Source organism: Chloroherpetonaceae bacterium (genome assembly GCA_025056565.1).
Classification (GTDB): Bacteria; Bacteroidota; Chlorobiia; order Chlorobiales; family Thermochlorobacteraceae; genus Thermochlorobacter.
Genome location: JANWWA010000001.1, coordinates 394,212 through 419,312, shown reverse-complemented (window position 1 = coordinate 419,312; position 25,101 = coordinate 394,212). Strand labels below are relative to the sequence as shown.

Genomic DNA, 25,101 nt, shown 5'->3' with positions numbered 1-25,101 from the left:
TATGCGTGCTGAGAAAATAGTGTGTGTAATTGATAACCTGATTTCCAACGCTATTAAGTATTCACCTGTCAATACCACCATCTGGGTAACGATAGAAGAACGGCGTGAGAACCATCGCATACAAGCAGTGCTTGCTGTCAGAGATGAGGGACAGGGGCTAACTGAAGCAGATGTCAAGAATGCGTTTGGCAAGTTTCAGCGCCTTAGCGCTCAACCAACAGGCAACGAAAGTTCATCAGGGTTAGGGCTTTTCATCGTGAAGGAAATTGTAGAACGACATGGTGGTAAGGTATGGGTAGAATCGGCAGGAAAAAATATGGGTGCGACATTCTTTATTACCCTACCTGCACTTGAGCAAAATCTCAGACCTGCAGATGAAACCTGTGCCTCAAAAGTGAGCCTAACTAACCAAGCCAGCGCAAGCTGAAAAACCCATCAGAGCAAAGTATCGAGAAACGATGCACAATCGGGAAGAGCCTCAATACCACTGATGCGGCGTTGCCAGCCTAAATTAACCGGTGAGCACGATACCACGAAAAAGCGCGTGCAATCGTTTCCACAAATGCATCACCGACGCTGCGAGCGTTACTAAAGCCAAGCTCACTGATAGCCTTCTGAGAAGTGAAATAGAAAAACTTAGTAGCAGATATGAGAATTTCTCGGTTGGCTAAAGCGGTGATGCGTCTGAGGCGACGCGCTTTTTCAGTGAGCGCAACAAAAATCTTCACAATACTCTCCGAGAGTGGCACAAGAACTTTCGGTGCGCCCACCACGCGGCAAATAATGTCGAAGATTTGTTTGTAGGTCAGATTTTCGCCGCCTAAAATGTAGCGCTCGCCACGCTGACCTTTTTCCATTGCTGCAAGATGTCCTTCCGCCACATCTTCAACATCTGCGACGCAGACACCACCAGTCGGGTAGACAGGAACTTTGTGGTAGTATAAATCACGAATTAACTGTCCAGCATGGAAATTGATATCGCCAGCACCGAACACATAGCTTGGATTGACAATCACGCAGTCCTGCCCTTTTTGTGCAGCTTCTCGCACAGCTTCCTCTGCCAGATGTTTGCTTGTGTAGTAAGGCACGTTAAGCGTATCTAAGTTCCATCGCTGTGATTCGTCAGCAGGCTGTTTCGTGCCTGTGATGCCAATTGCAGAAACGGAGCTGGTATAGACAATGCGCTGAACATCGTTGTAAGCTGCTGCTTGCAGAAGGTTCTTTGTGCCTTGCACATTGATAGCGTATAACTCAGCTTCTCGTTTGGGGCCAATGTAGGCTTTGCCCGCACAGTGGTAGATATGCGTGATGCCTTTCGTGGCAGTGATAAGCGACGGCAAATCAGTAACGTCGCCATAGCGAATCTCGACTGAGCTGAGAATATCTTCTACAGCGTATAACTTGTGAGGGTTACGCACCAGAAGCGTAACTTGCTCGCCACGCTGAACAAGTTTGCGAGCTACAGCAGCACCGATAAAGCCCGTTGCGCCAGTAACCAGAATGTTCATACTTACCTCCTTTTTCAGGGTGGCAAACGAAGTCTAATTAGCGTTCATTTTCCTTGTCTGCCACAGTGCCTTGCTGAAAGGAACAACTTACCGCTTGCGTGTTTTTGGGCTTTGAGGTGTAGGAGCCGTTGCAACCATCTTTGCCGCTTGTTCAAGACTATCGAGCTGGGCTTCGTAGCGCCTAATTTTCTCTTTAAGCTCTTTGTGCCTGTCCATATAGTTACTGCTCAGTTCGGCGCGGAGCTTGTCAGCTTTTTGCTTGAAGCCATCGAATGGCTTGCCTTCAACGACACCACCTTTGAAGTCTTCCTCTATAAGCCGACGGTCAAAAGCAAATGACCCGTCTTGGAGCTTCGGAATAAGTCCGCGGCTAGCCTCAATCAAATCTTTGAGCGAGTTGAGCTTAGCTTCATGCTCGTCAACGATTTTCTGGTGAGCCTTCGTCAGAGCGTTGTAGGTGGAGTCGTGTTTGCCCAGCTTCTTTTTGAGTGCAGCATTTTTTTCGTTGAACTCCTTCTGCTCTGTACTAATGTGCTCTTGATTCTCTGTGAACTTGGCAATCTCAGGCTCGAGAGTGCTGATAAACTGCTCTATCTCTGCGATAAGCGCTTTGTTTTGAGCAGGGGGCTGGCACGCTGCTACAAGCACTACCCACAAAACCAGCACCAATCGAGCAAGATGCCCGCAGTGCTGCGCCGCAACTTTAACGCCTCTTGCAAATGTCAGTGGCATATAGACTTTCAGGTTTCTCGTGTAATTTATTTCTTTTTTGGCTGATTTTTAGGTTGCGCAGCGCTGGCTTGAGCAGAGAGCAGTTCGTCAAACTTCTTGTGGTCAGCGTCCATATTGGCGTGCTCTTGCTGCATCTTACTATGTTCCGCACGCATAGCCTCTTGCTCCTGTTTGATTTGCTCAAGTGCTTTTTTCATCTCTGAAAGCTCACCGATTTTGGTCGTGTATTTTTTGACCAGCTCATCGTGGGCTTTCATTTTGTCCATATGAGCTTTCATCATGGCGTCGTGCTGTGCCAAGACCGCTCTGTGTGCCGTAACCATTGAATCCAAAGCGGGGTTCGACTGACTAGCTGCTTTCAAAGAGTCATACTTCATTTCCATTTTCTTGTGCGCTTCGTCTGCCTGCTGATGTTCTTTCATGACAGCATCGTGAGCAGCAGCAAAGTCGCTGACAGCTTTTTTCATCTCCTCAAGCGTCTGGAGTTGCTCTTTGCTGGGACCGCAGCCAATTAAGAGCGCGACAAAAAGTAACATGCTGAGAGAAAGACGGCTTTTCATCGTTTGAGTAGTTTTTTGAGTTTGAAATTAAAGTGGTTTCAGCTCACCGCTGATGATTTTAGCACGAAGTTCCTCGACCTTTGCACGCACTTCGGGCGTAATCAGCGATTGGTTTTTTTCATTATAGACGTAGTCGACGCCTCTTTCTGCTAATCCCAAGACTAGCGGTGCGCCGCCCTTGAATGTGCCTTCTTTGACAGACTTTGCCACATTGTAGACCGCTTGGTCGACCAATTTCACCATACTGGTGAGCACCAGCCCAGGCGCTTCAGCCTCTTGGTTCATATCAACGCCGATAGCCAATTTCTGCTTTTCCCGTGCAGCTTCAAAAACGCCTAACCCAGTAATGCCTGATGCGTGGTAGATAATGTCCGCATTTTTACTGTACTGCATCAGAGCGATTTCCTTGCCTTTCGCAGGATTTTTGAAGCCCTCGCCGCTCAGTCCTGCATAACCAACCTCGACCTTGATGTCAGGACGAACATATTTCGCACCATTGGTATAACCGCGCTCAAACTTTTTGATAAGGGGCGAATCCATGCCCCCCACAAAGCCGATAACACCTGTTTTGCTGGTCAGGGCAGCAATCGCACCGACAAGAAATGACCCTTCTTCTTCCTTGAAGAGAATCGGCAAGAGATTTTCGGGGATTTTGCGTGTGCTATCCAGCGTGTAGTCGACACAGGCAAACTTTTTGTCTGGGAACGCCTTAGCCACATCGGTGATGTCGTCCGTGAAGATAAACCCTGCACCAACAATCAGCTTGACATCAGGCTGCGCAGCAAGCTGCTCGAGAGCTGTGCGTCGGTCTGCACCTTCGCCGGGTTCAATATACTCGAGCTTGAGCGACAGTTCCCTTGCGGCACGCTCGAGTCCTAAATATGCCGCATCGTTAAAGGACTTGTCGCCACGACCGCCAACATCAAACACAAGACCGACCCTAAAGTTAGCAGAGCCGGCTGGCTCTACCACCCTTCTGGGGTCTCTTTTAGCGGTGCAGCTAAGCAGCATCACGCATAGCAAGAGTGCCACGCCAGTCTTTTGCATAAATGCTATGAAGGATTAAGGCGTTTCTTCGACAGCACCACAGCACCTACAATCGCCAGAAGCAGGAGTGCCGAGATAATTTCAAATGGAAACAGAAAGTCGGTCAGAAGCGCTTTGCCGATAAACTTGGCTTCACCCATTTGCTCGGGCGGCAACATAGCAGGCTTCACAGGTAAATCAAGCTTGAGACTCAAAATATAGACCAGCTCTAAGAACAAGGCAGCACTAAGGAGGATAGCAAAACCCTTTCTGAGATCGAATTTTTCAGAGAGTGCGGTTTCATTATCCAAGTTGAGCAGCATAATCGTAAAAAGGAAAAGCACCATAATCGCACCCGCATACACCAAGACTTGCACGACCGCAATGAATTGGGCTTCCAACAAAAGGTAAAGACCGCCTAACGCAAAAAAGTTAAGCACCAAGAAAAGCGCACTCGTTACAGGATGACGAGACCAGACTGTGCCCACTGACGCCACAATGACCTGTGCACCGAGAAACACAAAGAGGAGACTACTGATGCTCATCAGTGCAAGTTGTTTGGAAGGTTACGCCGTTTTGCAGCGCAAAATTAACCAAAATTATCTAACCTAAAAAGCTGGGTGCAAGGTAGTTGGACTTTACGACAAATCGCCGGCAATCGGACGCAACACGATTTCTTCAACGCAGGTGCGCTCAGGCTGGAGGAAAGCGTCCACCACGATTTTAGCAACATCTTCAGGCATCATCATTCGATCTCGGAAGTGCTCGCCCGCTTCGCCCCACATTGGCGTATAGACTGCACCGGGCATCACATTCGTGATGCGCACATTACACTTGCGTCCGTAGAGCCGCAGCACTTCAATCAATCCTTTTTGACCGAACTTAGACATACAGTAAATCGCACTTTGCTCAAAGGGCGTGAAGGCAGCGACGGATGTAATGAAGATGATGTGGCCGCTTTGGCGCGCCTGCATATCGCGAAAGACTTTTTGCGTAAGAAAGAACGTCCCTTTGAGATTGGTGTTCATCGTGTAGTCATAGTCGTCCTCAGTGAGCTCCAGAATCGGCTTAAAGCGACCAACGCCTGCATTGTTGATAAGGCAGTCAATTTGCCCAAAGCGCTGCACAGCACAGGTGTATAAGCGCTCGACTGCTGCCATCTCTGCAAGGTCAGCAGTGCAAAAGTCTGTCTCTACGCTATACAACTGGCACACTTGCTGCACGGCTTCTAAATCTGCTTGTGTGCGAGACGCTAAAAACAGTTTGGGCTTAAATGTATCAGATGCACGCTGCGCAAATTCTATCGCTAAAGCGCGACCGATGCCTTTGCCTGCACCAGTAATAAGGATAACGGACATAGCATTTAGAGGTCTATGGACAGCAAAAAGAAAAGCGTTTCAAGACCGACTGCCTTGAAACGCTTGAAAGTCTTGTCACTACGAGGCAAATTAGTTCAGCTTAGCACCTGGAGCACGAATGTAGGCCGCAATTTTTTGTGCCTCTTCGTCGGTAAAGGCTTTCGAGCGATCCTGCTTAGCGAGGCGCTGCATCCACTTCACCAGCTCCAGTGTTTTGGCATCGTCTTTCATCCACTTTTGGCGCATCTTGCCCAAGTTAGCAGCCAAAGAGTGGCAACCCGCACACTTTTTACGGTAAAGCGCTTCATAGGCTAAGGCATCTTGACCAGCGGAGGCAGGCACAACTGCTGCTTCGGTCGGTGCTGGAGCAGGTGCAGGTTCAGGCGCAGGAGCGGGTTCCGCTGCAGCCACGGGCGCAGGAGCGGGTGCAGGAGCGGCTGAGGCGGACTCCGAAGCTTTCTTCTCCTTTTCCTCCTTGCGTCGCAGGAATTCCTTCATCAAGTAGTTCTGAATCTTGAAGACGTCCGCATCTTCAACCTTAATCGGTTCGCCTTTGGAGTTCTTAGAGGCAAGCATCTGTGCGACGAACTCATTCACCTTTGATTCGGAGGTGATAAAGGTCTCGTCGAACTGGCGGAACCGTTCGGGGAAGTCATATTTTTTCATCAGCTCGTCATACTCTGCTTTGGCAGCATCGGCTGAAGTCAGAGAAGGTGGGGCGGTTTCAGCAGCTGGTGCTGCAGATGCAGGCGCTTCGCCAGAGAGTTCTGCGACAGTGCGCGGCGCAGGTCGACCGTCCTTATACATTCTGACCTGACGTGGGTTAGTCGACACGACACCAATCCACGCAAAGAAGACAGAAGCCATTCCAACAAAGATGATGGGCAAAAACCAGCCAGAGTTATACTGCTGAACGAATTTGCCTGCAATCCAGACCGTTAGACTTGCGCCCAAGAATAGTGCCACGTATCGAACATAGGTGTAAGCGACCTTGCTAATCGGCACGCCATTCCAAGCAGCGACCGCAACATAAATCAGGAAAATCCCGACAATGCCACCGACCACCGCTAAAAAGAGCTTGATTGATGACTTTTCCATAGTTCGAGAAAGGTTATTGGTTATTGATAGACACCGATTGTTGCTGCCTGCAACAGCCACACATCGTTGGATAAAACTTGCTGCAATTACTGTGCAAGTAGCTCGTAGGTGCTGAGCAGGTAGCCAAAACTACACCCTGAAACCACTCAAATTTACGTAAAGTTCTTTCGCTAGCGCGCCGTGCCAGTCTGAAAGCGCCAGCCTGCTATGAAAACCCATCTCTCGTGCTGAAAGCAGTTAGTAGTAAATTCGTCTGTATCGTCCCCACGTCCTAATTGTGTGATGGGGTAGGTGCAGCAGTTGCGGAGAGGCGGCGACTGGCGTATTTTTTCTCATACGCCTCAGTGATGTATTCCTCGAGTGTCATCAGGCGGTCAATGCCTAAGATACGTTTGGGCTCGGTCATATCGCATTCCATGTTGTCGTAGCTAAAATCCAACAGGTGCACGATGCCCCAAGCCTGTTCCCAGAAAGGTTTCACGGCTTCGGCAAAAATGCGCAGCGGCGTAACAGGAATGTGAAATGGAATAACAGGCTTGCCTTCATATTTCAAGCGCACCCTTGACCACTCTTCAATGAGTTCATCAAAGGTCATCACGCGCCCACCGCCGATTTCAAGAGTGCGGTTCATACACTCTAAGTTGCCAATCGCTGCGACATACATCTTGGCAACGTCTTGCTCGGCTAACATCTGTGTGGTGGTCTTGCCATCGCCCAAAATTGGGAAGGCATTGGTAGCTTGCACAAAGGGCTCGCCACGATAATACAGCTCATAGAAAAATCCACAGGGGCGAAATATCGTATAGGTTAGACCGCTTTCACGTAACTTTTCCTCCGTCATAAGTTTCGCCCACACGAAGCTGTAGCCTAAGGAATTCTTCGGAAAAAGCGTAGAGGTGAAGATAAACTGCTTGACGCCTGCACGTTTTGCTGCTTCAATTGCATTCATCTGCCCGTAGTGTTCAGCTTTGCCACGCGATTCAGCCGTGCGATCTTGCCCAGCACTGACGCACGAAATGACGACATCAATGCCTTGCATGGCAGCTTGCAAGCTAGGAGGATCCATAATGTTGCCATACGCAACTTCGAACTCAGGTAGACCCGCCGCATAAGCCGCTTGCAGCTTTTCCTTAGACTCAGGGCGCACGAGCCCACGCACATAGTAGCCTTTGGCTTTCAGGCGTGGCACCAACTCGCGCCCCAAAACACCCGTTGTGCCAATAATGAGCACGTTTTTCATTGCTTGAATGTCCTCTATGGATAGGTTGAATGGTGATTGAGCAGTTCATTTAGCAACGCCCGTAATAATACAACCAAGCAAAAGTCCTGCACAGGGCTACCTTAGATTGGAGGCGCTGCTTTCAGGTAAAGCGTTCTACTAAATCCTGCGTAATGCGTCTTGGACGAAAAGATTGTCGGTCAAGTAAACACCACACACTGTGAGCTTTAGCCAGAAGACAGTGATCGCTAGGTCGCCAAATTTCGGTGAAGCGCTCGCAAGTCGCTGCAGTAGCGTTGCCAATCCAAGTTTTTGCAAGCAGTTCCTGCCCTAAAAAAGCGGGTCTGAGGTAGTCAATCTCGTGCCGAATAACAACCCAAGTAAAGGCTTCTTGTTGCTCAAGTGTGGCGCGGTGCCGCCAGTGCGATACTGCTGCATCTTGCACCCACTTTAGGTAAGAGATGTTGCTGGCGTGGTTCTGCACATCAATATCCTCAGGTAAGACACGAAAATGGTGCTCAAAAATATGTGCAGAAGCAGCTAACGAGGTGGTGCGCATGGCAAAGCGGTAAAAATTGTGATAATAACTGCACGCATTAGTCGGACGCTACGGCTAACACCCGTGCGAGCGAGACTTTGCTTTCTGCCTCAAACTTTTCTTGTGAAAATTGCGGTAGCATCAATGAAGCAATAGTGAAGGCTAAAATTTCTAATCCAAAAACGGCGCTATATGCGATTGTCGGATTGGGAAAAAGATGCATCAAGGCATCGCGCACAGCACCCATACCTAACTCGCCTGTAAAATTCGCAAGGCTTTGCGCAGTGCCCCAAAGTCCCAAATACAAGCCTGAGCGACCTGCGTGCATAGAAATCATAAAGACGATATTGCCAACGGTGCAACTGCCCAGCCCAATCCCAATAGTGACCAAGCCAATATAGAGCAGCTTGAGGTTAAGTGTAACAGCTGATGCGAACAAGATAGAAAATCCAACAGTGGCAACCGTGTTTCCAAAAACGATAGCGTTCTTTAGCCCAATGCGATTGATGGAAAAACCCGTAAGCAACATAAAGATCAGCTGCGCCCCGCCAAGATATTGACGAAACTTTGTGGTTTCACTCACGCTCAGCCCATGCACATCTGCGCCGAAGGGTTCCATAATCAGTTCGTTACCAAATGCAGCGAAAATGGAGATGAAAACATAAACGAAGAAGGCTTTGGTCATTGGCGAATCGGCAATCAGCCTCAGCGATTGAAAGAACGATAGCGCTTCGCCATCTTGCTGCGCTGCATCAGTCTCACGGCGTTCGACGCCAACAATCGTGACGACACCAATTGCAAGGGCAAGCAAGCTGGCATTTTGCATCGCTGCGATAAGCTTCTCATTTGTAAAATCCTTCAAAGCTTTGCTCATCACCACCGAAGTGAAAATGCCTGTCAGCACCATCAAAATCCAGCTGGTTGCCGCAACCTTGCTCAGGGATTTTTCGCCCACATAGTCCGCAATCAAGGCGTAGTAAGTAGTCAGCGAAGCGTGGTAACCGATACCAAAAATCGTAAAGACTGCAATCAGTAGAGGCAAATACAGCCAAAAGTTTGTGTTAAGTTCAATTGCCAGTGGAGCAATGAGCGCAAACATTGCACTGCAGAGAAGAAGCCCGCCTAAAATAAACGGCGTGCGCTTGTAGCCAAAGAAGTGCGTTTTATCGGACAGATTGCCTGCCCAAATTTTTACCCCAAGCAGAACCATTACTTCACGAATGCCAATGAGCGCGCCCACTAGCGCAGCCGCAATGCCAAGTTCAATCGTCATGACACGATTGAGCGTATCTGTGAGAATCGCATAAATAATGCCAAAAGATGTCTGGAAGAAAGCAAGGCGCGTCAGGTTGAAGTAAAAGGCAAGTTTCTGCATAGCTCAGAGGAAAGTCTTTCAGTTTTTTACTTCACAAGGTTAAATGTCGACTAAAAAGCGGAGAAAGATAAAAAACGAGAGTGGATTCTCAATTAGTGAGCGCTCGAGCGAGCAGCCTCTTCCAACTGGGAGAAGAAACTGCAACTTTATGCTTTCGCAGCCCTGTTAGGAGAGACGCAAAACTTGATATAGTTTGAGTATCTTCAAGGTTACAGCTGAATGCACAGGCAATGGACAGTTCAGACTTCAATCGTCGGCTTACTGACCTTGAAGCCATACTGGGCGAGTATATGGCTCAGAGTGCGCTAGCGGCGCGCCGTGCCGAAATTGCACAAGCCCAACGCGATAAGGAGATGCAAGCCTTCAGGGAAGAGATGCAGACGCTCAAAGAGGCAGTGCGTGTTCTTCAAGATGAAATGCTGACACTCAAAGATGGAATGCTGACACTCAAAGATGGGGTACAGGTTTTCGAGAAGGAGACAAGGGAAGTCATCAAAAACTTAAACAAGAAGTGGGGAGAGCTGTCCAACAGACTCGGCACGATTGTCGAGGATATTGTTGCACCGAACTTGCCAGCTGTTGCTGACCGCTACTTCGGTCTGAAGAAAATAGACCGAATGCTGCTCAATGTGTATGCCAGCAGCAGTAAGCCTGATGGAGTGGGCAGGGAGTTTGATGCAATTTTAGTTTCAGGCGATACGGTCTTGTTAAATGAGACTAAAGCCACAGTTCGGCAGCATCACATAGAAGATTTCGCTGAGGTGCTGCCTGAGTTTTTCGACTATTTCCCAGAGTACAAGGGCAAAAAGCTTATCCCGATTTTCTCCAGCCTCTCGCTCAATCCATCGCAGGTGGCGTTTCTGACAAAGCGCAACATCTACGCAATGGCAATGAGCGGCAATACGATGGACATTCTGAATTTCAACGATGTGCATCGCAACGGTCAAACTTAGTCAAAACATATTGCTTTACGCATAAATCACAATGAAATACAACTTTACCGAGATTGAAAAAAAGTGGCAAGCCTACTGGCAAGCCCATCGCACCTTCGAGGTAACCGAAGACCCTACAAAGCCAAAGTTTTATGTGCTGGATATGTTCCCGTATCCAAGCGGCAGCGGTTTGCACGTAGGACATCTTGAAGGCTACACCGCTACTGACATCGTCGCCCGCTACAAGCGTGCCAAGGGCTTCAATGTACTGCACCCAATGGGCTGGGACGCCTTTGGACTGCCAGCTGAGCAGTATGCCATCAAAACGGGCACGCACCCGCGCCTCACAACCGAGCGAAACATTCAGAGCTTCAAGCAAACTTTAATGCGCTTTGGCTTTGCTTATGATTGGTCGCGAGAAATCAACACAACGGACCCAAACTACTACAAGTGGACACAATGGATTTTTCTCAAACTCTATGAGAAAGGTTTGGCTTACACTGCCGAAGTGCCTGTCAATTGGTGTGTGGAGCAAAAGGTAGTGCTAGCAAATGAAGAAGTAGATGAATACTTGGAAAAGGGCTTTACAGTGATTCGAAAGCCACTGCGCCAATGGGTTCTGCGCATCACAGCCTACGCAGAACGATTGCTGCAGGACTTGGATGAGCTGGACTGGAGCGAGAGCATCAAAGAAATGCAGCGCAATTGGATTGGCAGAAGCGAAGGCTGCGAAATTGATTTTGCGCTGGCAGAACGCAGCGAAAAAATTACGGTTTTTACAACTCGCCCCGATACGCTATTTGGTGCAACCTATGTTGTGCTTTCGCCAGAACACCCACTTGTGGAGCAAGTAACCACGCCTGCGCAGCGCGCTGCGGTTGAGGCCTATCGTGAAGAAGCGGCAAAGAAGAGCGACTTGGAGCGCACGGATTTGCAGAAAGAAAAAACGGGCGTCTTTACAGGTGGCTATGCTATCAACCCAGCCACAAAGTCACCTGTGCCGATCTGGATTGCGGATTATGTCTTGATGAGCTACGGAACTGGCGCAATCATGGCAGTGCCCGGACACGATGAACGCGACTGGGAGTTTGCCAAAAAATTCGGTTTGCCCATCAAAGAAGTGGTGAAAGCATCGCACAGCCTTGAGGTGCAAGCCTATACAGGCAAAGACTCTGTCTGCATCAATTCCGCAAATGATGAGATTTCCCTCAATGGCTTGGGCTTCAAGGAAGCGTTTGAGCGCATGGTGAATTGGCTCACAGAAAAGGGAATCGGTCGGCGCAAGGTGAACTACAAGCTACGCGATTGGGTCTTCTCACGCCAACGATATTGGGGAGAACCAATCCCAATCAAGTACTACCAAGATGAAAAGGGCGAATACACAATCCCAAGACCTGAAACCAATTTGCCGCTACTTTTGCCCGATGTTGAAAAGTATGAACCCTCTGGCACAGGTGAATCGCCCTTAGCGAACATTACTGATTGGCTGTATGGCGAAGATGAATACGGTAAATTCCGCCGAGAAACTAACACAATGCCCCAATGGGCTGGAAGCTGTTGGTATTACCTGCGCTTCAAAGATGCAAATAACCCTAACGAGTTTGTTTCGCCTGAAAAGGAAAAGTATTGGGGCGCAGTTGACCTCTACATAGGCGGTGCGGAACATGCTGTTTTGCATCTGCTCTATGCGCGCTTCTGGCACAAAGTGCTTTATGATTTAGGACTGGTCTCCACCAAAGAGCCGTTCCAAAAGCTCTTCAACCAAGGAATGATTTTGGGCGAAGACAATGAAAAGATGTCCAAGTCGCGTGGCAATGTGATTCCAGCTGACAGAGTCTTGGCGGAGCACGGTGCAGATGCAGTGCGGCTCTACGAGATGTTTCTTGGGCCGCTGGAACAAGTCAAACCTTGGAGCACCAAAGGCATAGAGGGTATCTCACGCTTCTTAGGCCGCGTATGGCGACTGGTCTTCAAGTCGCACGAGACAGATGAATTTGACATCATTGTAAGCGATGAGCCAATGAGTCCAGAGATAGAGCGCGCCATGCACAAGACCATTAAGAAAGTAAGCGAGGATTGCGAAAACCTGCGCTTCAACACCGCTATTGCGGCAATGATGGAATTTGTAAACTTGCTCACAAAAGAAAACTGCCACAACCGCACGGCAATTGAAAATCTGCTCTTGATTTTGGCACCGTTTGCTCCCCACATTACCGAAGAGCTCTGGCATGCCATGGGACACAAAGAGTCTATCAGCCAAGTGCCGTATCCGACCTACAATCCTGAACTAGCAAAAGATGAAACAGTGACGATTGCTGTGCAAGTCTCAGGCAAGCTGCGTGGCACATTTGAAGCCACAGTGGGAATGAGTAACGAAGACCTCATTGAGCGCGCCAAACAAGTGGATTCGGTCGCCAAGTTCATCAGCGGCAAAGAGATTATCAAGCAAATTGTGGTGCCAAATAAACTGGTTAATCTTGTCGTGAAAAATGAGTGATAAATCGCTTCGTGAGGCAACTGCGACTCCTGAAGCACCCAACCCAGAGATTCGCCGAGGTATTTTTATCAAAGGCGCGCGCACGCATAATCTCAAGAACATTGATGTCTTTATCCCACGCAATAAACTGGTAGTAGTTACAGGCGTCAGTGGCTCGGGCAAATCCAGCCTTGCCTTCGATACGCTCTACGCAGAAGGGCACCGCCGCTATGTGGAGTCAATGTCAGCCTACATTCGCCAGTTTCTTGAGCGAATACCACGCCCTGATGTGGATTACATCTCTGGCATCGCACCTGCGATTGCAATCGAACAAAAAACCGTTTCTAAAAACCCACGTTCAACCGTAGGCACAGTTACGGAAATCTATGACTACTTGCGGCTGCTCTTTGCGCGCATTGGCAAAACTTACTCGCCTGACACAAATGAAATGGTCATGAAGCACTCGCCCGAAGATGTGCTAATTACGCTGCGCCTACTGGACGAGGGCACAAGGTTCTATATCTGCTTCCCTTTTCCGCACCACAAAGATGAACACAAAAAAGATCGCACCTTCAAGGAAGAAATTCACACGCTGAAGCAGAAAGGTTTCTATCGCATTGTGCAGGGCGAAAAAATTATTGACGTGAGCAATCCATACGAGGAAGCAGCTTTGCTCTCAATGCCAAAAAAAGAGCAAGAAAAACTTTTGGTGCTGGCGGATAGAGTGGTGCTAAGGCCCGATAGCGAGACTGAGGCTCGCATTACTGAAGCTGTAGAAACTGCCTTTGCAGAATCCAATGGATACTGCATTGTGCGTGTCTTAGGCGGACGAGACTACACATTTAGCGATAAGTTTGAGCTGAATGGCGTCGAATACGAAGAGCCAACGCCGCAGCTTTTTTCCTTTAACTCACCGTATGGAGCTTGCCCAACCTGTCAAGGTTTTGGACGTGTGGCAGGGATTGATGAAGATGCAGTCGTGCCGAATGGTGCGCTAGCACTTCGTGATGGCGCAATTGTATGTTGGAACTCAGATAAACATTCACAGCATCTGCGCGCATTGATTCGCATTGCGCCAAAATACGGCATTCCGCTCGATGTGCCTTACAGCAAATTGCCTGCGAGCGCCAAAAAGCTCATCTGGCAAGGAGTGCCCAAAGAGGGCTTCATCGGCATAGATGGCTTCTTCAAAGAAGTGGAGCGAGAGGCGCAATACAAGATGCACTATCGTGTTTTGCTGAGTCGCTATCGTGGCTACACGACTTGTCCTGACTGCGGAGGCTCGCGCCTACGCAAAGAAGCGCTCTACGTCAAAGTAGCAGGCAAGACCATTTTTGACATCGTGCAAATGACCATCGGCGAAGCCTACACTTTCATCAAGACAATGGAGATTTCGCGCTTTGACCGAGAAATTGCACAAACCATTCTAAGTGAGCTGGAAAAGCGTCTGGGCTATCTGGTAGAAGTAGGGTTGGAGTATCTCTCGCTGGGGCGTCCAGCCAGCACGCTGTCTGGGGGCGAGTCGCAACGTATCAATTTGGCGACCTCACTGGGTTCATCGCTGATGGGTTCAATTTATGTGCTAGATGAACCCTCTATTGGTCTGCATCAGCGCGATTCTGCACGCCTCATTCAAATCTTGAAGCGCCTGCGCGATATTGGAAATACAGTCGTGGTGGTCGAGCATGACCGTGAAATGATTGAAGCAGCAGATGAAGTCATTGACTTAGGTATCGGTGCAGGGCGAAATGGTGGTTCAGTGGTCTTTCAAGGACCACCGTCTGAGATGGTCCAATCGACAGTTTCACTAACAGGCAAGTATTTGCGCCATCGAGATGTGATTCCTGTGCCGAAAGTGCGCCGCAAACCTGATTTTTCAAAGGCGATTGAAATCGAAGGCGCAATGGAAAACAATCTGAAAAACCTTACGGTCAAGTTTCCTCTGGGCGTGATGACCTGCGTAACGGGCGTCAGCGGTTCAGGTAAATCGACGCTGGTCAATGATGTGCTATACTTAGGCTTGCTTAAACAAACGGTTGGCACGGCAGAACGGGTTGGCACGCATCGTGCACTACGGGGGGCACATTTAATTCAAAAAGTGGAACTGGTTGACCAGTCGCCAATCGGACGCACCAGTCGCAGCAACCCTGCCACATACCTTAAAGTCTTCGACGAGATTCGCGCACTGTTTGCTCAAACGCCCTACGCCAAAATGAAGGGCTGGGACGCAGGATACTTTTCGTTCAATGTGCCCGGCGGTCGCTGTGAAGTCTGTGCAGGCGAGGGCGTGCAGCGTGTCGAGATGCAGTTTCTTGCTGATATCGAAACCATCTGTGAAGCCTGCAACGGCAAGCGCTACAAGCCTGATACCCTGAATGCCCTCTACAAAGGCAAGTCTATTGCAGATGTGTTAGAAATGACTATTGCCGAAGCATATGAATTTTTCAGCGACCAAAAGCAAATTGCTAAGAAACTCAAGGTGCTCTTAGATGTAGGGTTAGGCTACTTGCAGTTAGGGCAATCAGGCAGCACCCTTTCGGGCGGAGAGGCGCAACGCCTAAAATTGGCTTACCACATCGCCAGCAGCGACTCGCAAAATAGCCTCTTTATCTTTGATGAACCCACAACTGGCTTGCATTTTGACGACATTCTAAAACTTATTCAATGTTTTAACCGCTTGCTCGAGCAGAACAATACGCTTGTAATCATTGAGCATAACCTTGATGTAATTAAGCAAGCTGATTGGATTATAGACCTTGGGCCAGAAGCAGGCGAGCGTGGGGGCGAAATAGTAGCACAAGGCACACCTGAAGAAGTTGCGCAAGTGCTGCATTCCCATACAGGACGATACTTGCGAGAGTATCTTCAAGTCTAGAACTTTCTGAGCGAAAAAGTCCCCTTTCCTTCATTTAGGAAAGGGGCTTACGGTCTGAAAGTTTGCCTCGTGCATACCTCACGGCTTAGTTACGCAAATCGATCTCCACGCACCACTTCGACACGCTCCACATATGCGATAACGCTATACTGGTCGAAGTAATGCGCAGCTAAGCGCTCCAAGATTTTATCGGCAACAGCTTCGCTCACGACGGTTTCAATGCGGATATTTTCGCCTTCAAACTCGTTTGTGCGGTCAGTATGCAAACCGACCCCACGCACGTTGGCAATGGTGTATCCTTTCGCACCCAGTGCTTTCAGGTCGCGCACCAGTCGCGCCTCTAAGCCGTCTTCTGCAATAATGGTAACCAGTTTAAGTTGTGTGGTGTTCATTGAGAGTACTCCTTATGCTCCGTAAATAAGTTTTGCAATGCTATGGTAGAGCGGTAGCCCGACAATGATGTTGAACGGAAATGTAATAGCTAGCGAGGCAGTGAGAAAGTAAGTTGGACTGGCCTCTGGCAAAGCAACGCGCACCGCTGCAGGGGCGGCAATGTAGGAAGCACTAGCTGATAAGACGCCCAAAATGGTTGCGCCGCCCATCGAGAGGCCGGCAAGTTTGCCCAGCACGATACCCAAAATCGCGTGCAGAACAGGCATAATAAGACCAAAGCCAATGAGAAACCCACCGACTTTCTTCAAGTCAGCCAGTCGCCGCCCCGTTACCAGCCCTGCTTCCAGCAAAAAGAGCGTCAGAATGCCACGAAAAGGTGTGTCAAAAAATGGCGAAACCTGCTCCCAGCCACGCTTGCCAGCCAGAGCGCCAATGACAAGGCAGCCAACAAGCAGCAAAGTGCTCTTGCCTGCCAAGAGTTCACGCAGCACTGCACCAGCTCGAGAGTTTTCCTCCTCATACAGTCCGCCATTTGCCAGTGCAAGGCTTACTTTGCTGGTGCGCGCAATAAAAAGCGCAACCAAAATACCGGGAACTTCCATAATCGTAAGTAAGCTTGGCATAAAGCCTTCATAAGTTGCACCCATCGCTCGCAAGGCAGTCTCCGTCAAAGCAGGGTTTTCTTCCAGCAAAGCCGCTTTGAGGTTATCGTGAAATGCAACAGCTTCGGCAAACGTAACAGCAGAGACGGAGCCATAGTGCGCCGCCACAGCAGCGGCATTGGCAATGTCAAATTTGCCAAACCTGTGCAAAATCCAGTATGACCAAATTGGAATGAGTATGCAAATTGCGATTGCGACAACGCCGGGCTTCCAGAATTCGCCAAACGGTGTTGTAGAAAGTTTGTATCCACCTTTCAGCCCGATGGCGACAAGTAAGTAAATAGTGAGTGCAATGTAAAGCTCTTCAGGAAATTTAAGGTCGCTCTTGATGAGCGTGGCAATGATGCCTAAGACAAACGCCAAGACCATTGGCGAAAGCAGACTGACAGTAAAATCTTGAATGCCCATTTTGCTGTTTGAGGTTGAATGGTTACATGAAATACACAAAAAGGTGATGCGGAAGAGCCAAACTCTTCCGCACCGAAAATGTGCTATCGTTGTGCGGTCTCTCCGTCAGGGAGAAACTCCACCTTGCCAGTGGCAAGGTCGTAGATTGCACCAACGATTTTGATTTGTCCTGTTCTAACTAATTCTGCCAAGATTGGCTCTAATCGCTGAAGTTGCTCGACTTGCAAGCGCACATTCTCACGCACAGCAGCATTGACGAATTGCTCTTTTGAGAGCTTTCCCATCTTAACCAGTTTCTCCACGGTGATAGCAGCGGGCTTGATAGCATTGACCAGCGTGATGATATGTCCAGGTACAGGCTTTTGGTAGTTGCACGCTGCTGCCACCGCACCACACTCTGTATGTCCCAACACCACAATCAAGTTGGCCCCAAGCACTGCACTGGCAAACTCCACGCTACCAAATGAAGCAGCGGCAGAGACCTGACCAGCAGTGCGCACGATAAAAAGGTCGCCTAACCCTTGGTCGAAGATGATTTCATTTGGCACGCGACTATCGGAGCAGCCAACGATAATTGCAAAAGGCTTCTGCCCCTTTGCAACCTCACGAATGCGCGCAGGGTCTTGACGCGGGTGAATGGTCTTGCCCTCTACGAAGCGACGATTGCCTTCTTTGAGGCGCTCTAAGGCTTGGTCAGCAGTGAGAGGATTGCGTTCCTGTGCAAGTAGCATTGGCACAAGCAGCGAAGAGAGTAGAATGAGAAGTGTCTTTTTCATTTTCAGTTTAAGTTTAATTTTCAAAAAAATGCAAACAAAAAGTGCGCAATTATATAAAGTGTTTGTCAAATAAAAAAAATTTTTTTGATATTCATCAAAATTTTTTTAAGCGACAAGAAAAAGTGAGTGCTCGCAGGCGAAAGACAGTGCCCTGCATTAAGAAGAAAAGAGCAGGCAAGTCGCTGCTAACTGAACAAGGTAGCTCGGACTAAGCCGATGCAGTTATGCTACAGGCTCAACTTGTGACTTCGGCATCGTGTTGTGGCGCTGCGCAGCCTCGAGCTGCTTCTGAATAGGGGCTTTCTTGCCACTGAGCACGCTTTTAAGCTGATCTTTCAAATTACGCTTAAAAATGAGGCTGGTAACAAGGTTGATAAGTTTGTTCGGATTCAAAAGCACGCGCTTGATAATCGTGCGCCACTTGTAGAAGCCGAGAAAATGCTTGAGGTATCGAATTTGGAACTCCATTGGGTCGTATCGGTCGCAGCGAATCACAAGGTTGTGAGCGGTGTATTTGTCCCAGTCCTCATCAACGATAAGCCCTTTGGCTTTGTATTCCTTATACATTGTGGTGCCTGGGTAAGGTGTGAGAATGGAGTAAATAGGCATCATCAAAAGGTTATCGTCGACAAACTTTTCAACCGCAGCCATGTCCTCATATGTATCAATAGCGGGGTTGACTAAAAAGTTACCTTGGACATTGAGCCCCATTTCTCGGCATTGCCGAATAACCTGTGCATACTTCTTGACGTTGTTCATCTTCCATTTGTCGTAGTGATTGACCGTCTCTTGATTGACAGACTCAAAGCCTACGAGTGCCATCACGCAACCAGCTTCCACCAGCTTTCGGACGGATTCTTTATCCTCCAAGAAGTTCATGCTGATAAATGAGCTAAACTTGATGTTGCACTCTTTCAGTATGTCCATAATTTGCCACATCTTGGCTTTGTTGACGCCCAAATTTTCGTCCGTGAACATAAACCACGGCTTATCGCCGTATTTGGTTTTCTTGAACCAAACGCGCTTAGCTGTCTCAACTTGCTCTTTAATGGTGTCAAGCGACTGGATGCGATAGAGCCGACCAGTGAAATTGGGGGTAACGCAAAATGTGCAAGTATAAGGACAACCGCGCGTCATATAGATTGGAATAGACTTGCGCGCATCGACTTTGCCGCGCTTGCTCGCTTTGAAGATGCGCTCGTAGTCAATCATAGGCACTGCTGTAACAGGCGGGAAGTCGGTGGCATTGTAGCGCGGTTGCAAGTTTCCCATTGCCACATCTTGAAGCACATATGCCCAAAGATTCTCTGCCTCGCCGCAGACAACCGAATCGCAGTGCTGAATCGCTTCCTCATAGTTAAACGACACATGCACGCCGCCCATAATGACCTTCTTGCCACGACGACGAAATTCGTCAGCAATCTCGTAAGCGCGTGTAACGTTCATTGTGCGTGCCGTAATGCCGACAAGGTCATAGTCTCCATTGAAGTTGATTTCGTCACCGAAAAGTTCATCGACAAGCTCAATCTCATGCTGCGGCGGTGTAATGCTCACCAAGACAGCTATTGCCATTGAAAAAAGCGGCTTTTGGCTAGTGTCTTCTTCCTTCTTGCCCTTCGGCGTAACAAAAAGAATCCTGAGCGGTCTGATGCTCTCTGGCGGCAGCAGGTCTTGCCGAACAGTCTTGCTGGGTAAAGTAGGCAGCACATCGGTGGTGTGGGCTGCTTCACGATGCGTAACAGCGTATCCGTTGCTGGCAAGTGATGGCTCAAGGCTGGGCATAGTTATTCCCTTTTAATGTTGGGTGAAGTTTTTGAGTAAGATACCGCCCTGCGTGAGAGATTCCAAATCCTTCACTGAGGTAGTGCAGTGCCGAAACACTGCCCTAACACCTGCGCAGAGATGAGAGAAAGCACACTTCTCTTCAGTGCAAATTTCGTGATAAAAATCCTCTGAGGCAGAGTTTTTACTTTTGGGCGAAATATGTAAATTGACGCTGTGGCAAAGGAGGAGACTGACTGAACATTACGCTATCACAAAACACGCGCTGCAAAGGGGAGAGAGGTAGCTCTGGTTCATTCCAATCTCCGAGAAAGCAATCTCACCTTGACAAGAAAGAGGAAGGTTTTCCTCTTCAGGCTTGGTAGGGGAGAGTGCAGCCTTTGCCTATTGAACTCTGAGCAAAATTGCATTTTCTCAAACAATAAAAAGAGAACGGAGATGAAAAAAGCGGTAATACTTTTTCTCAGCGTCGTTTTCCTGTGCACAGGTAGGCTTTGGGCACAGGAGCGCACCGTTAGGGGGACAGTAAAAGCGGCTGAAGATGGCAGCCCGCTGATTGGTGCCACCGTACTCGTGAAAGACACGCGAGTGGGCACGAAGACAAATGTGAATGGTCAGTACTCCATTCAAGTGCCCAGTGGAGCGACCACACTGGTGTTCAGTTACATTGGCTACCGTACTATCGAAGTGGCTATTGGGGATAGGACGGTAATTGATGTAACGCTCGAAATTGATGCCAAGCAGGTCGCAGAAATCGTGGTAACAGGCGTGGCAGAGGGCACATCGACCAAGAAACTGGGCTTTGCGATTGGCAAGATTGATGAAGAGACCATTAAGCAAGTGCCAGCGGTCGATCCAGCCAACGCAATTCGCGGCAAAGTCTCCGGCGTAACAATCGTGCAGCCAACGGGCATTCCAGGCACCGCACCCACGATTCGGCTGCGCGGCTCGACCAACATTCAGGGGCAATCGACGCCACTCATTATCATTGATGGCGTAATTACGCCGCCGGGCACCACGCTGGCTGATATTGATATCAATAGCGTTGAGTCTATTGAGATTATCAAAGGCGCAGCAGGGGCATCGCTCTATGGCTCACAGGCTGCAAACGGTGTCATTCAAATCATTACCAAGCGTGGAGCGGATAACCCAGGTGCGACTGACTTTACCGCTCGCACTGAGTGGGGCTTTACAAATTTGCAGAAACTCTATCCACTGGCTAATCACCATGCGTGGAGAGTCGAGAACAACGATTTTGTGCCCAGAACTCCTGGAAGTCCACTTCGTGCCTTAGAGGCAGATCAGTATGTGGATAATCCTTACCCTGGACAAGTGCGAGATCATCAGAAGGAGCTATTCAAGAACAGAAGTTTTAACCAGAACTTCTTCTCTATTGGTAGCACGGGCAAGAATACCAACTTTTATGCGTCTGGCGCACGGCTCTTCAACCAAGGTATTTTGGAGCTCACGCCTGCCTTTGACCGCTACAATGTAAATCTCAATGCAGACCATAAGATTGGGGGGTTCAAGCTCTCTGGTGCGATCCGATACACAAATTCAGTAGGACCAGATGCAATTGAGCGTACGCAGGGCGGGCCATTTTACGGAGTCTTACTCTTGGAGCCCGACTTTGATCTCTACACACCTAACCCTGATGGTACGCCGTATTGGGCATATCCTGGGCAAGTGCTAGTGCCAGGGGGGCGAAGCACTATCTCGAATAACAACGCAATTAACCCGCTATACTCACTTTCTACTACAACCTTTGACCTGTTCCGTAGCCGCGTACTAGCTAATGCATCACTTAGCTACCAAATTTTTGACTGGTGGAGAGTGGAAGCGCAAGGCTCGTACGACCGTGCAAACGAAGAATATAAGAATGTGACCCGGCGCAATACTTATAACAGCAATATGACAGGTTACACGAATGGTGGGCTGTTTGCATATAATAGCATGTCCGATGGGCTTATCTTGACAGCAAACTCCTACTTCAAAAAGAGCTTTGAAGACTTTAATCTCTCATTGACGCTGCGATACCAATTTGAGCGCTACACGACGCTCTTTGACCGAGTCTCAGGAAGCCAGTTTGTCGTGAGCGATGTGCCTCAGCCACAGGCGCTGACCACCTCGACACTTTCTAACTTCGGCTCGAACACAGATGTGCGTGCAGAGAACATCTTTGCAAATGCAATCATTGACTACAAGGAAAAATACATTTTGGAAGCACTGGTACGCCGCGATGCGTCATCACTCTTTGGACCTGACGCACGCTCGCAATTTTTCTACCGTATTTCGGGTGCGTGGCGGGTAACGCAGGACTTTGACATTCCGAATATCCAAGAGTGGAAAGTACGTGCCTCATACGGTACTTCAGGTCAGCGGCCGCCCTTTGTGGCGCAGTATGAGACTTTCGATATTGTCAATGGCGTGCCTGTTAAGAACCTGCTGGGCAATCGGGCACTGCGTCCATCACGCGTAGGGGAGTTCGAAGTCGGAACAAACTTGCTCTTTCTCAATCGATTCACCTTTGAATTCAACTACGCTAATAGCATTGCCGATGACCAGATTCTCATTGTGCCGCTGTTTGCATATGCGGGCTTTACGCAGCAGTTCCGAAATGCGGGCAAAATGCAGAGCACCACATTTGAATTCTCGCTGGGAGCAGAAGTGCTGCGAGAAGAAGACTGGAAGTTCAATATGAACATTGTGGCAAGCCGCATTCGTCAAGAAATTGTGGAGCTGGGCAGACCACCATTCCCAACTAATGGAAACTTTGGGGTTGCGTCAGCAGGTGGTGTCGCAAACACAATGTTCCGCATTGAGGCGGGGCAACCTTTCGGCGTGATGTATGGCAATCGCCACGCTCGCTCGCTGGATGAGCTAAAAGTTGACCAGAACGGCTTTGTAACTAACCTTGTAGGCTTGCCCCGTGGTGTTTTGCGCCGTGAAGACTTTACGATTAACTCCGATGGGTATGTAATTCGCCGTTTTGCACCGATTTCTGCAACAAACCCAGCAAATAGCACCACCCCAGCAGAGGGCTCGCCGTTTGAGCGACCATGGTTACTGGCAGACGAAGATGGTTCGCCACTTGTAACGAAGATTGGCGATAGCAACCCTGATTGGCTCCTTAGCATTAGCGGCACGCTGTCATGGAAGAAACTCTCGCTCTATTTCCTTCTGGATACACAGATTGGTGGTGATATCTACAATGCGACACGCCAGTTACTCTACTTCGCTGGTAATGGCGATTATGGACGTCATGGTGACCTCGATCAAGCTGGAAAACCACAGGACAAGAAAAAAGCTTTTCCGTATTACACAGCGACTACGCAGCTTGGTTACGGCACAGGGCTATACAATGGTAACAACCCGACCCAGCATTTTGTAGAATCAGGGTCTTTCCTGATTGTGCGCGAGATTAATGTCGCCTATACCTTTGATGCGGATCTTTTGAATAGCATCGGCTTGAACTTCATTCGCGATATTCGCTTGGCGCTGATTGGTCGCAATCTCTTTACCTTCTCGAGCTACTCAGGCTATAACCCTGAAGTGGCGCTAGCAGGTAATGCGACCAGCTTCCGCGTTGACCAGTTTACTTATCCTGTATTCAGAACCTTTACTGCATCGCTACAAGTGCGATTCTAAAGATTTGGGAAGAAGGCTGCTCCTTTCAGGGCAGCCTTCGCTGAAAATTTCAAACCTTAAACCAAGAACCAGAAATGAAAAAAGTTATTGCTCCAATTCTGGCTGTATTGTTGCTCGTGGCAGTAAGCAGTTGCGCTGACCTCAATGTGAATAACCCGAATAACCCTGACACACGGCGCGTTTTAGCCACACCGCAAGACTTGCAAGGCATCGTAGCAGGCGCTTTTGTAACGCTCTATAACCCATACATCGGATACCAGAATAATGTCCACATGGAATGGGCTGCAGACTATGTAACGATGACTAATGCCTTTCGTGGATTTTGGAATTTCTTCAAGGTCGAACCACGCGTGGCATGGGACAATACGCTGGCAAACTCTAATGGTGATATTGCGTCCATTCCATTTCAACGCTGGCATGCAGCGATTTCCAACGCAAATGATGTTATTCGCGCGATTGAAATAGAAGGAAAAAGTGCGGGTGCCAGAGACGTGAATGCGGCAACACTGGCAGGTGCATACTTCGTAAAAGCAATGGCTCTCGGGTACTTGGCTAACACATTTGATAAGGCTTATATTGTCTCGCCTACCCAAGACCTAAGTCAGCGGCTGGACTTTTCTGACTACCGCGCTGTGATGGCAGAGGCACAGCGAAATTTTGACCGCGTCATTCGCATCTGTGATAGCGTCAACTTCACCTTACCAGCAAACTTCATCAATACACCGTCGCCCTATACCAGCGATCAGCTGGGGCGTTTGGCACGTACCTACGCTGCCAACTTCCTTGTGCAGAATGCTCGCAACCGCCGAGAAAACAGCCAGACTGACTGGAACCGCGTGTTGCAACTCACTGAGCGCGGTATGACGCAAGACTATGTAATCAATCTTGACGGCAACAACTGGGAGAACTGGTTTGTAGAAATCGCTGGGCTGTTCTGGTATTGGCGCACAGACCATCGTGTAATTCGCATTATGGATCCAACCTACCCCACAGGCTACCCTGCAACAGGCACATTGCGCCGTGCTGATAGCACGCTCGATGCCCGAATGAGAGAATCCACAGGCTACTTTAGGTATGAGACCAACTTGGCTTTCTTCCGCCTTGATAGGGGACCGCAGCTCCGTAGTCACTATCGGTTTAGTCGCTATGATGACCTGTATAATGCAAATGGCATTGGTCCCTGCGTTTTTCTCTATGCAGAAACAAACCGATTGCTGCGGGCTGAAGCGTTGGCGATGCTGAATCGCGTGCCAGAAGCGGTAGAGATTCTCAATCAGTGCCGTCGTGTGACCGTCGGACGCCGGCCGCCCCTGCCACCCACTGCTTCACGAGACGAGGTGCTCCGCGTAATTTTTGATGAGCGAGATATTGAGCTTATGATGACGGACTATGGACTGCACTTCAAAGACATGCGGCGCCGAGACGCTTTACAGCGTGGCACACTTCTGCACTTCCCCGTTCCAGCTGTAGAGCTGGCTGCACGCCAAGAGCCACTATACACCTACGGTGGTGGCAACGGTGATGGGGTAAATACAGCTGATGGGTCGAACTCATGGCTTGGCGGCCCGAATGCGACACGCTTTACAGGCGGGCAAGTTCAACCACAACCATAGAGTAGGATACGCAGAAGCCAGCCTGTAGGCTGGCTTCTGAGTTTCAATGGGACAAAATGAGAGGCGACAGTGTATTCCTTCAGTAGCTCTGTGAGCACAGATAGTAATTGCAAGTTTGAAGA

The 25,101-nt window shown here is 49.0% G+C and carries 20 protein-coding genes; 6 read left to right on the top strand and 14 right to left on the bottom strand.

Annotated features, from left to right (window positions below):
• Position 1 precedes the first annotated feature (1 nt).
• Positions 2–427 carry a sensor histidine kinase gene (locus NZM05_01825; protein ID MCS7012359.1) on the top strand — a complete coding sequence of 142 codons (426 nt, stop codon included), beginning with the start codon at positions 2–4 and terminating at the stop codon, positions 425–427.
• A 79-nt stretch (positions 428–506) separates the two neighbouring features.
• Here the strand turns inward: NZM05_01825 and NZM05_01820 are convergent, their stop codons facing one another.
• The 10 genes from NZM05_01820 to NZM05_01775 all read right to left on the bottom strand — a co-directional run bounded on the left by NZM05_01820 (position 507) and on the right by NZM05_01775 (position 9,414).
• Positions 507–1,508 (bottom strand): SDR family oxidoreductase, encoded by a 1,002-nt coding sequence (locus tag NZM05_01820; protein ID MCS7012358.1) that lies wholly within the window; start codon positions 1,506–1,508, stop codon positions 507–509.
• A gap of 87 nt (positions 1,509–1,595) precedes the next feature.
• Complete coding sequence (locus tag NZM05_01815; protein ID MCS7012357.1) at positions 1,596–2,240, bottom strand: hypothetical protein; 645 nt, start codon at positions 2,238–2,240, stop codon at positions 1,596–1,598.
• A 26-nt stretch (positions 2,241–2,266) separates the two neighbouring features.
• Positions 2,267–2,800 (bottom strand): hypothetical protein, encoded by a 534-nt coding sequence (locus NZM05_01810; protein ID MCS7012356.1) that lies wholly within the window; start codon positions 2,798–2,800, stop codon positions 2,267–2,269.
• 27 nt (positions 2,801–2,827) lie between these two features.
• Positions 2,828–3,847, bottom strand: coding sequence for a BMP family ABC transporter substrate-binding protein (locus NZM05_01805; protein MCS7012355.1), 1,020 nt, complete (start codon positions 3,845–3,847; stop codon positions 2,828–2,830).
• 5 nt (positions 3,848–3,852) lie between these two features.
• Positions 3,853–4,371, bottom strand: a complete 519-nt coding sequence (locus NZM05_01800; GenBank protein MCS7012354.1) for an NADH-quinone oxidoreductase subunit J — start codon at positions 4,369–4,371, stop codon at positions 3,853–3,855.
• Positions 4,372–4,464: 93 nt separating this feature from the next.
• Complete coding sequence (locus tag NZM05_01795) at positions 4,465–5,184, bottom strand: SDR family oxidoreductase (protein ID MCS7012353.1); 720 nt, start codon at positions 5,182–5,184, stop codon at positions 4,465–4,467.
• A gap of 90 nt (positions 5,185–5,274) precedes the next feature.
• Positions 5,275–6,282 carry a cytochrome c gene (locus NZM05_01790; protein ID MCS7012352.1) on the bottom strand — a complete coding sequence of 336 codons (1,008 nt, stop codon included), beginning with the start codon at positions 6,280–6,282 and terminating at the stop codon, positions 5,275–5,277.
• Between the two features lie 271 nt (positions 6,283–6,553).
• Positions 6,554–7,522, bottom strand: a complete 969-nt coding sequence (locus NZM05_01785) for an SDR family oxidoreductase (GenBank protein MCS7012351.1) — start codon at positions 7,520–7,522, stop codon at positions 6,554–6,556.
• Between the two features lie 121 nt (positions 7,523–7,643).
• Positions 7,644–8,060, bottom strand: a complete 417-nt coding sequence (locus tag NZM05_01780) for an acyl-CoA thioesterase (GenBank protein ID MCS7012350.1) — start codon at positions 8,058–8,060, stop codon at positions 7,644–7,646.
• A 37-nt stretch (positions 8,061–8,097) separates the two neighbouring features.
• A complete protein-coding gene (locus NZM05_01775) occupies positions 8,098–9,414 on the bottom strand; it encodes a BCD family MFS transporter (GenBank protein MCS7012349.1) in 1,317 nt (438 codons plus the stop codon).
• A gap of 230 nt (positions 9,415–9,644) precedes the next feature.
• On the opposite strand from NZM05_01775, the gene NZM05_01770 reads away from it, so the two are divergent.
• Genes NZM05_01770 through uvrA form a run of 3 tightly spaced genes read left to right on the top strand, consistent with a single transcriptional unit; the run spans position 9,645 to position 15,697 of the window.
• Complete coding sequence (locus NZM05_01770; protein ID MCS7012348.1) at positions 9,645–10,367, top strand: hypothetical protein; 723 nt, start codon at positions 9,645–9,647, stop codon at positions 10,365–10,367.
• A 31-nt stretch (positions 10,368–10,398) separates the two neighbouring features.
• On the top strand, positions 10,399–12,843 hold the full coding sequence (gene leuS / locus NZM05_01765; protein MCS7012347.1) for a leucine--tRNA ligase: 2,445 nt from the start codon (positions 10,399–10,401) through the stop codon (positions 12,841–12,843).
• Complete coding sequence (gene uvrA, locus NZM05_01760; GenBank protein MCS7012346.1) at positions 12,836–15,697, top strand: excinuclease ABC subunit UvrA; 2,862 nt, start codon at positions 12,836–12,838, stop codon at positions 15,695–15,697. Before leuS ends, uvrA begins: the two co-directional genes overlap by 8 nt.
• Before the next feature lie 89 nt (positions 15,698–15,786).
• On the opposite strand, the gene NZM05_01755 is transcribed toward uvrA, so the two are convergent.
• From NZM05_01755 to NZM05_01740, 4 genes are all read right to left on the bottom strand, one after another.
• Positions 15,787–16,089 carry a hypothetical protein gene (locus tag NZM05_01755; protein ID MCS7012345.1) on the bottom strand — a complete coding sequence of 101 codons (303 nt, stop codon included), beginning with the start codon at positions 16,087–16,089 and terminating at the stop codon, positions 15,787–15,789.
• A 12-nt stretch (positions 16,090–16,101) separates the two neighbouring features.
• Positions 16,102–17,160, bottom strand: coding sequence for a sodium-dependent bicarbonate transport family permease (locus tag NZM05_01750; protein ID MCS7012344.1), 1,059 nt, complete (start codon positions 17,158–17,160; stop codon positions 16,102–16,104).
• Positions 17,161–17,243: 83 nt separating this feature from the next.
• Positions 17,244–17,936 (bottom strand): carbonic anhydrase, encoded by a 693-nt coding sequence (locus NZM05_01745; GenBank protein ID MCS7012343.1) that lies wholly within the window; start codon positions 17,934–17,936, stop codon positions 17,244–17,246.
• 222 nt (positions 17,937–18,158) lie between these two features.
• Positions 18,159–19,718, bottom strand: a complete 1,560-nt coding sequence (locus NZM05_01740) for a radical SAM protein (protein ID MCS7012342.1) — start codon at positions 19,716–19,718, stop codon at positions 18,159–18,161.
• A 438-nt stretch (positions 19,719–20,156) separates the two neighbouring features.
• On the opposite strand from NZM05_01740, the gene NZM05_01735 reads away from it, so the two are divergent.
• Positions 20,157–23,366, top strand: coding sequence for a SusC/RagA family TonB-linked outer membrane protein (locus tag NZM05_01735; GenBank protein MCS7012341.1), 3,210 nt, complete (start codon positions 20,157–20,159; stop codon positions 23,364–23,366).
• Positions 23,367–23,440: 74 nt separating this feature from the next.
• Complete coding sequence (locus tag NZM05_01730; protein MCS7012340.1) at positions 23,441–24,979, top strand: hypothetical protein; 1,539 nt, start codon at positions 23,441–23,443, stop codon at positions 24,977–24,979.
• The last annotated feature ends 122 nt before the right edge of the window (positions 24,980–25,101 follow it).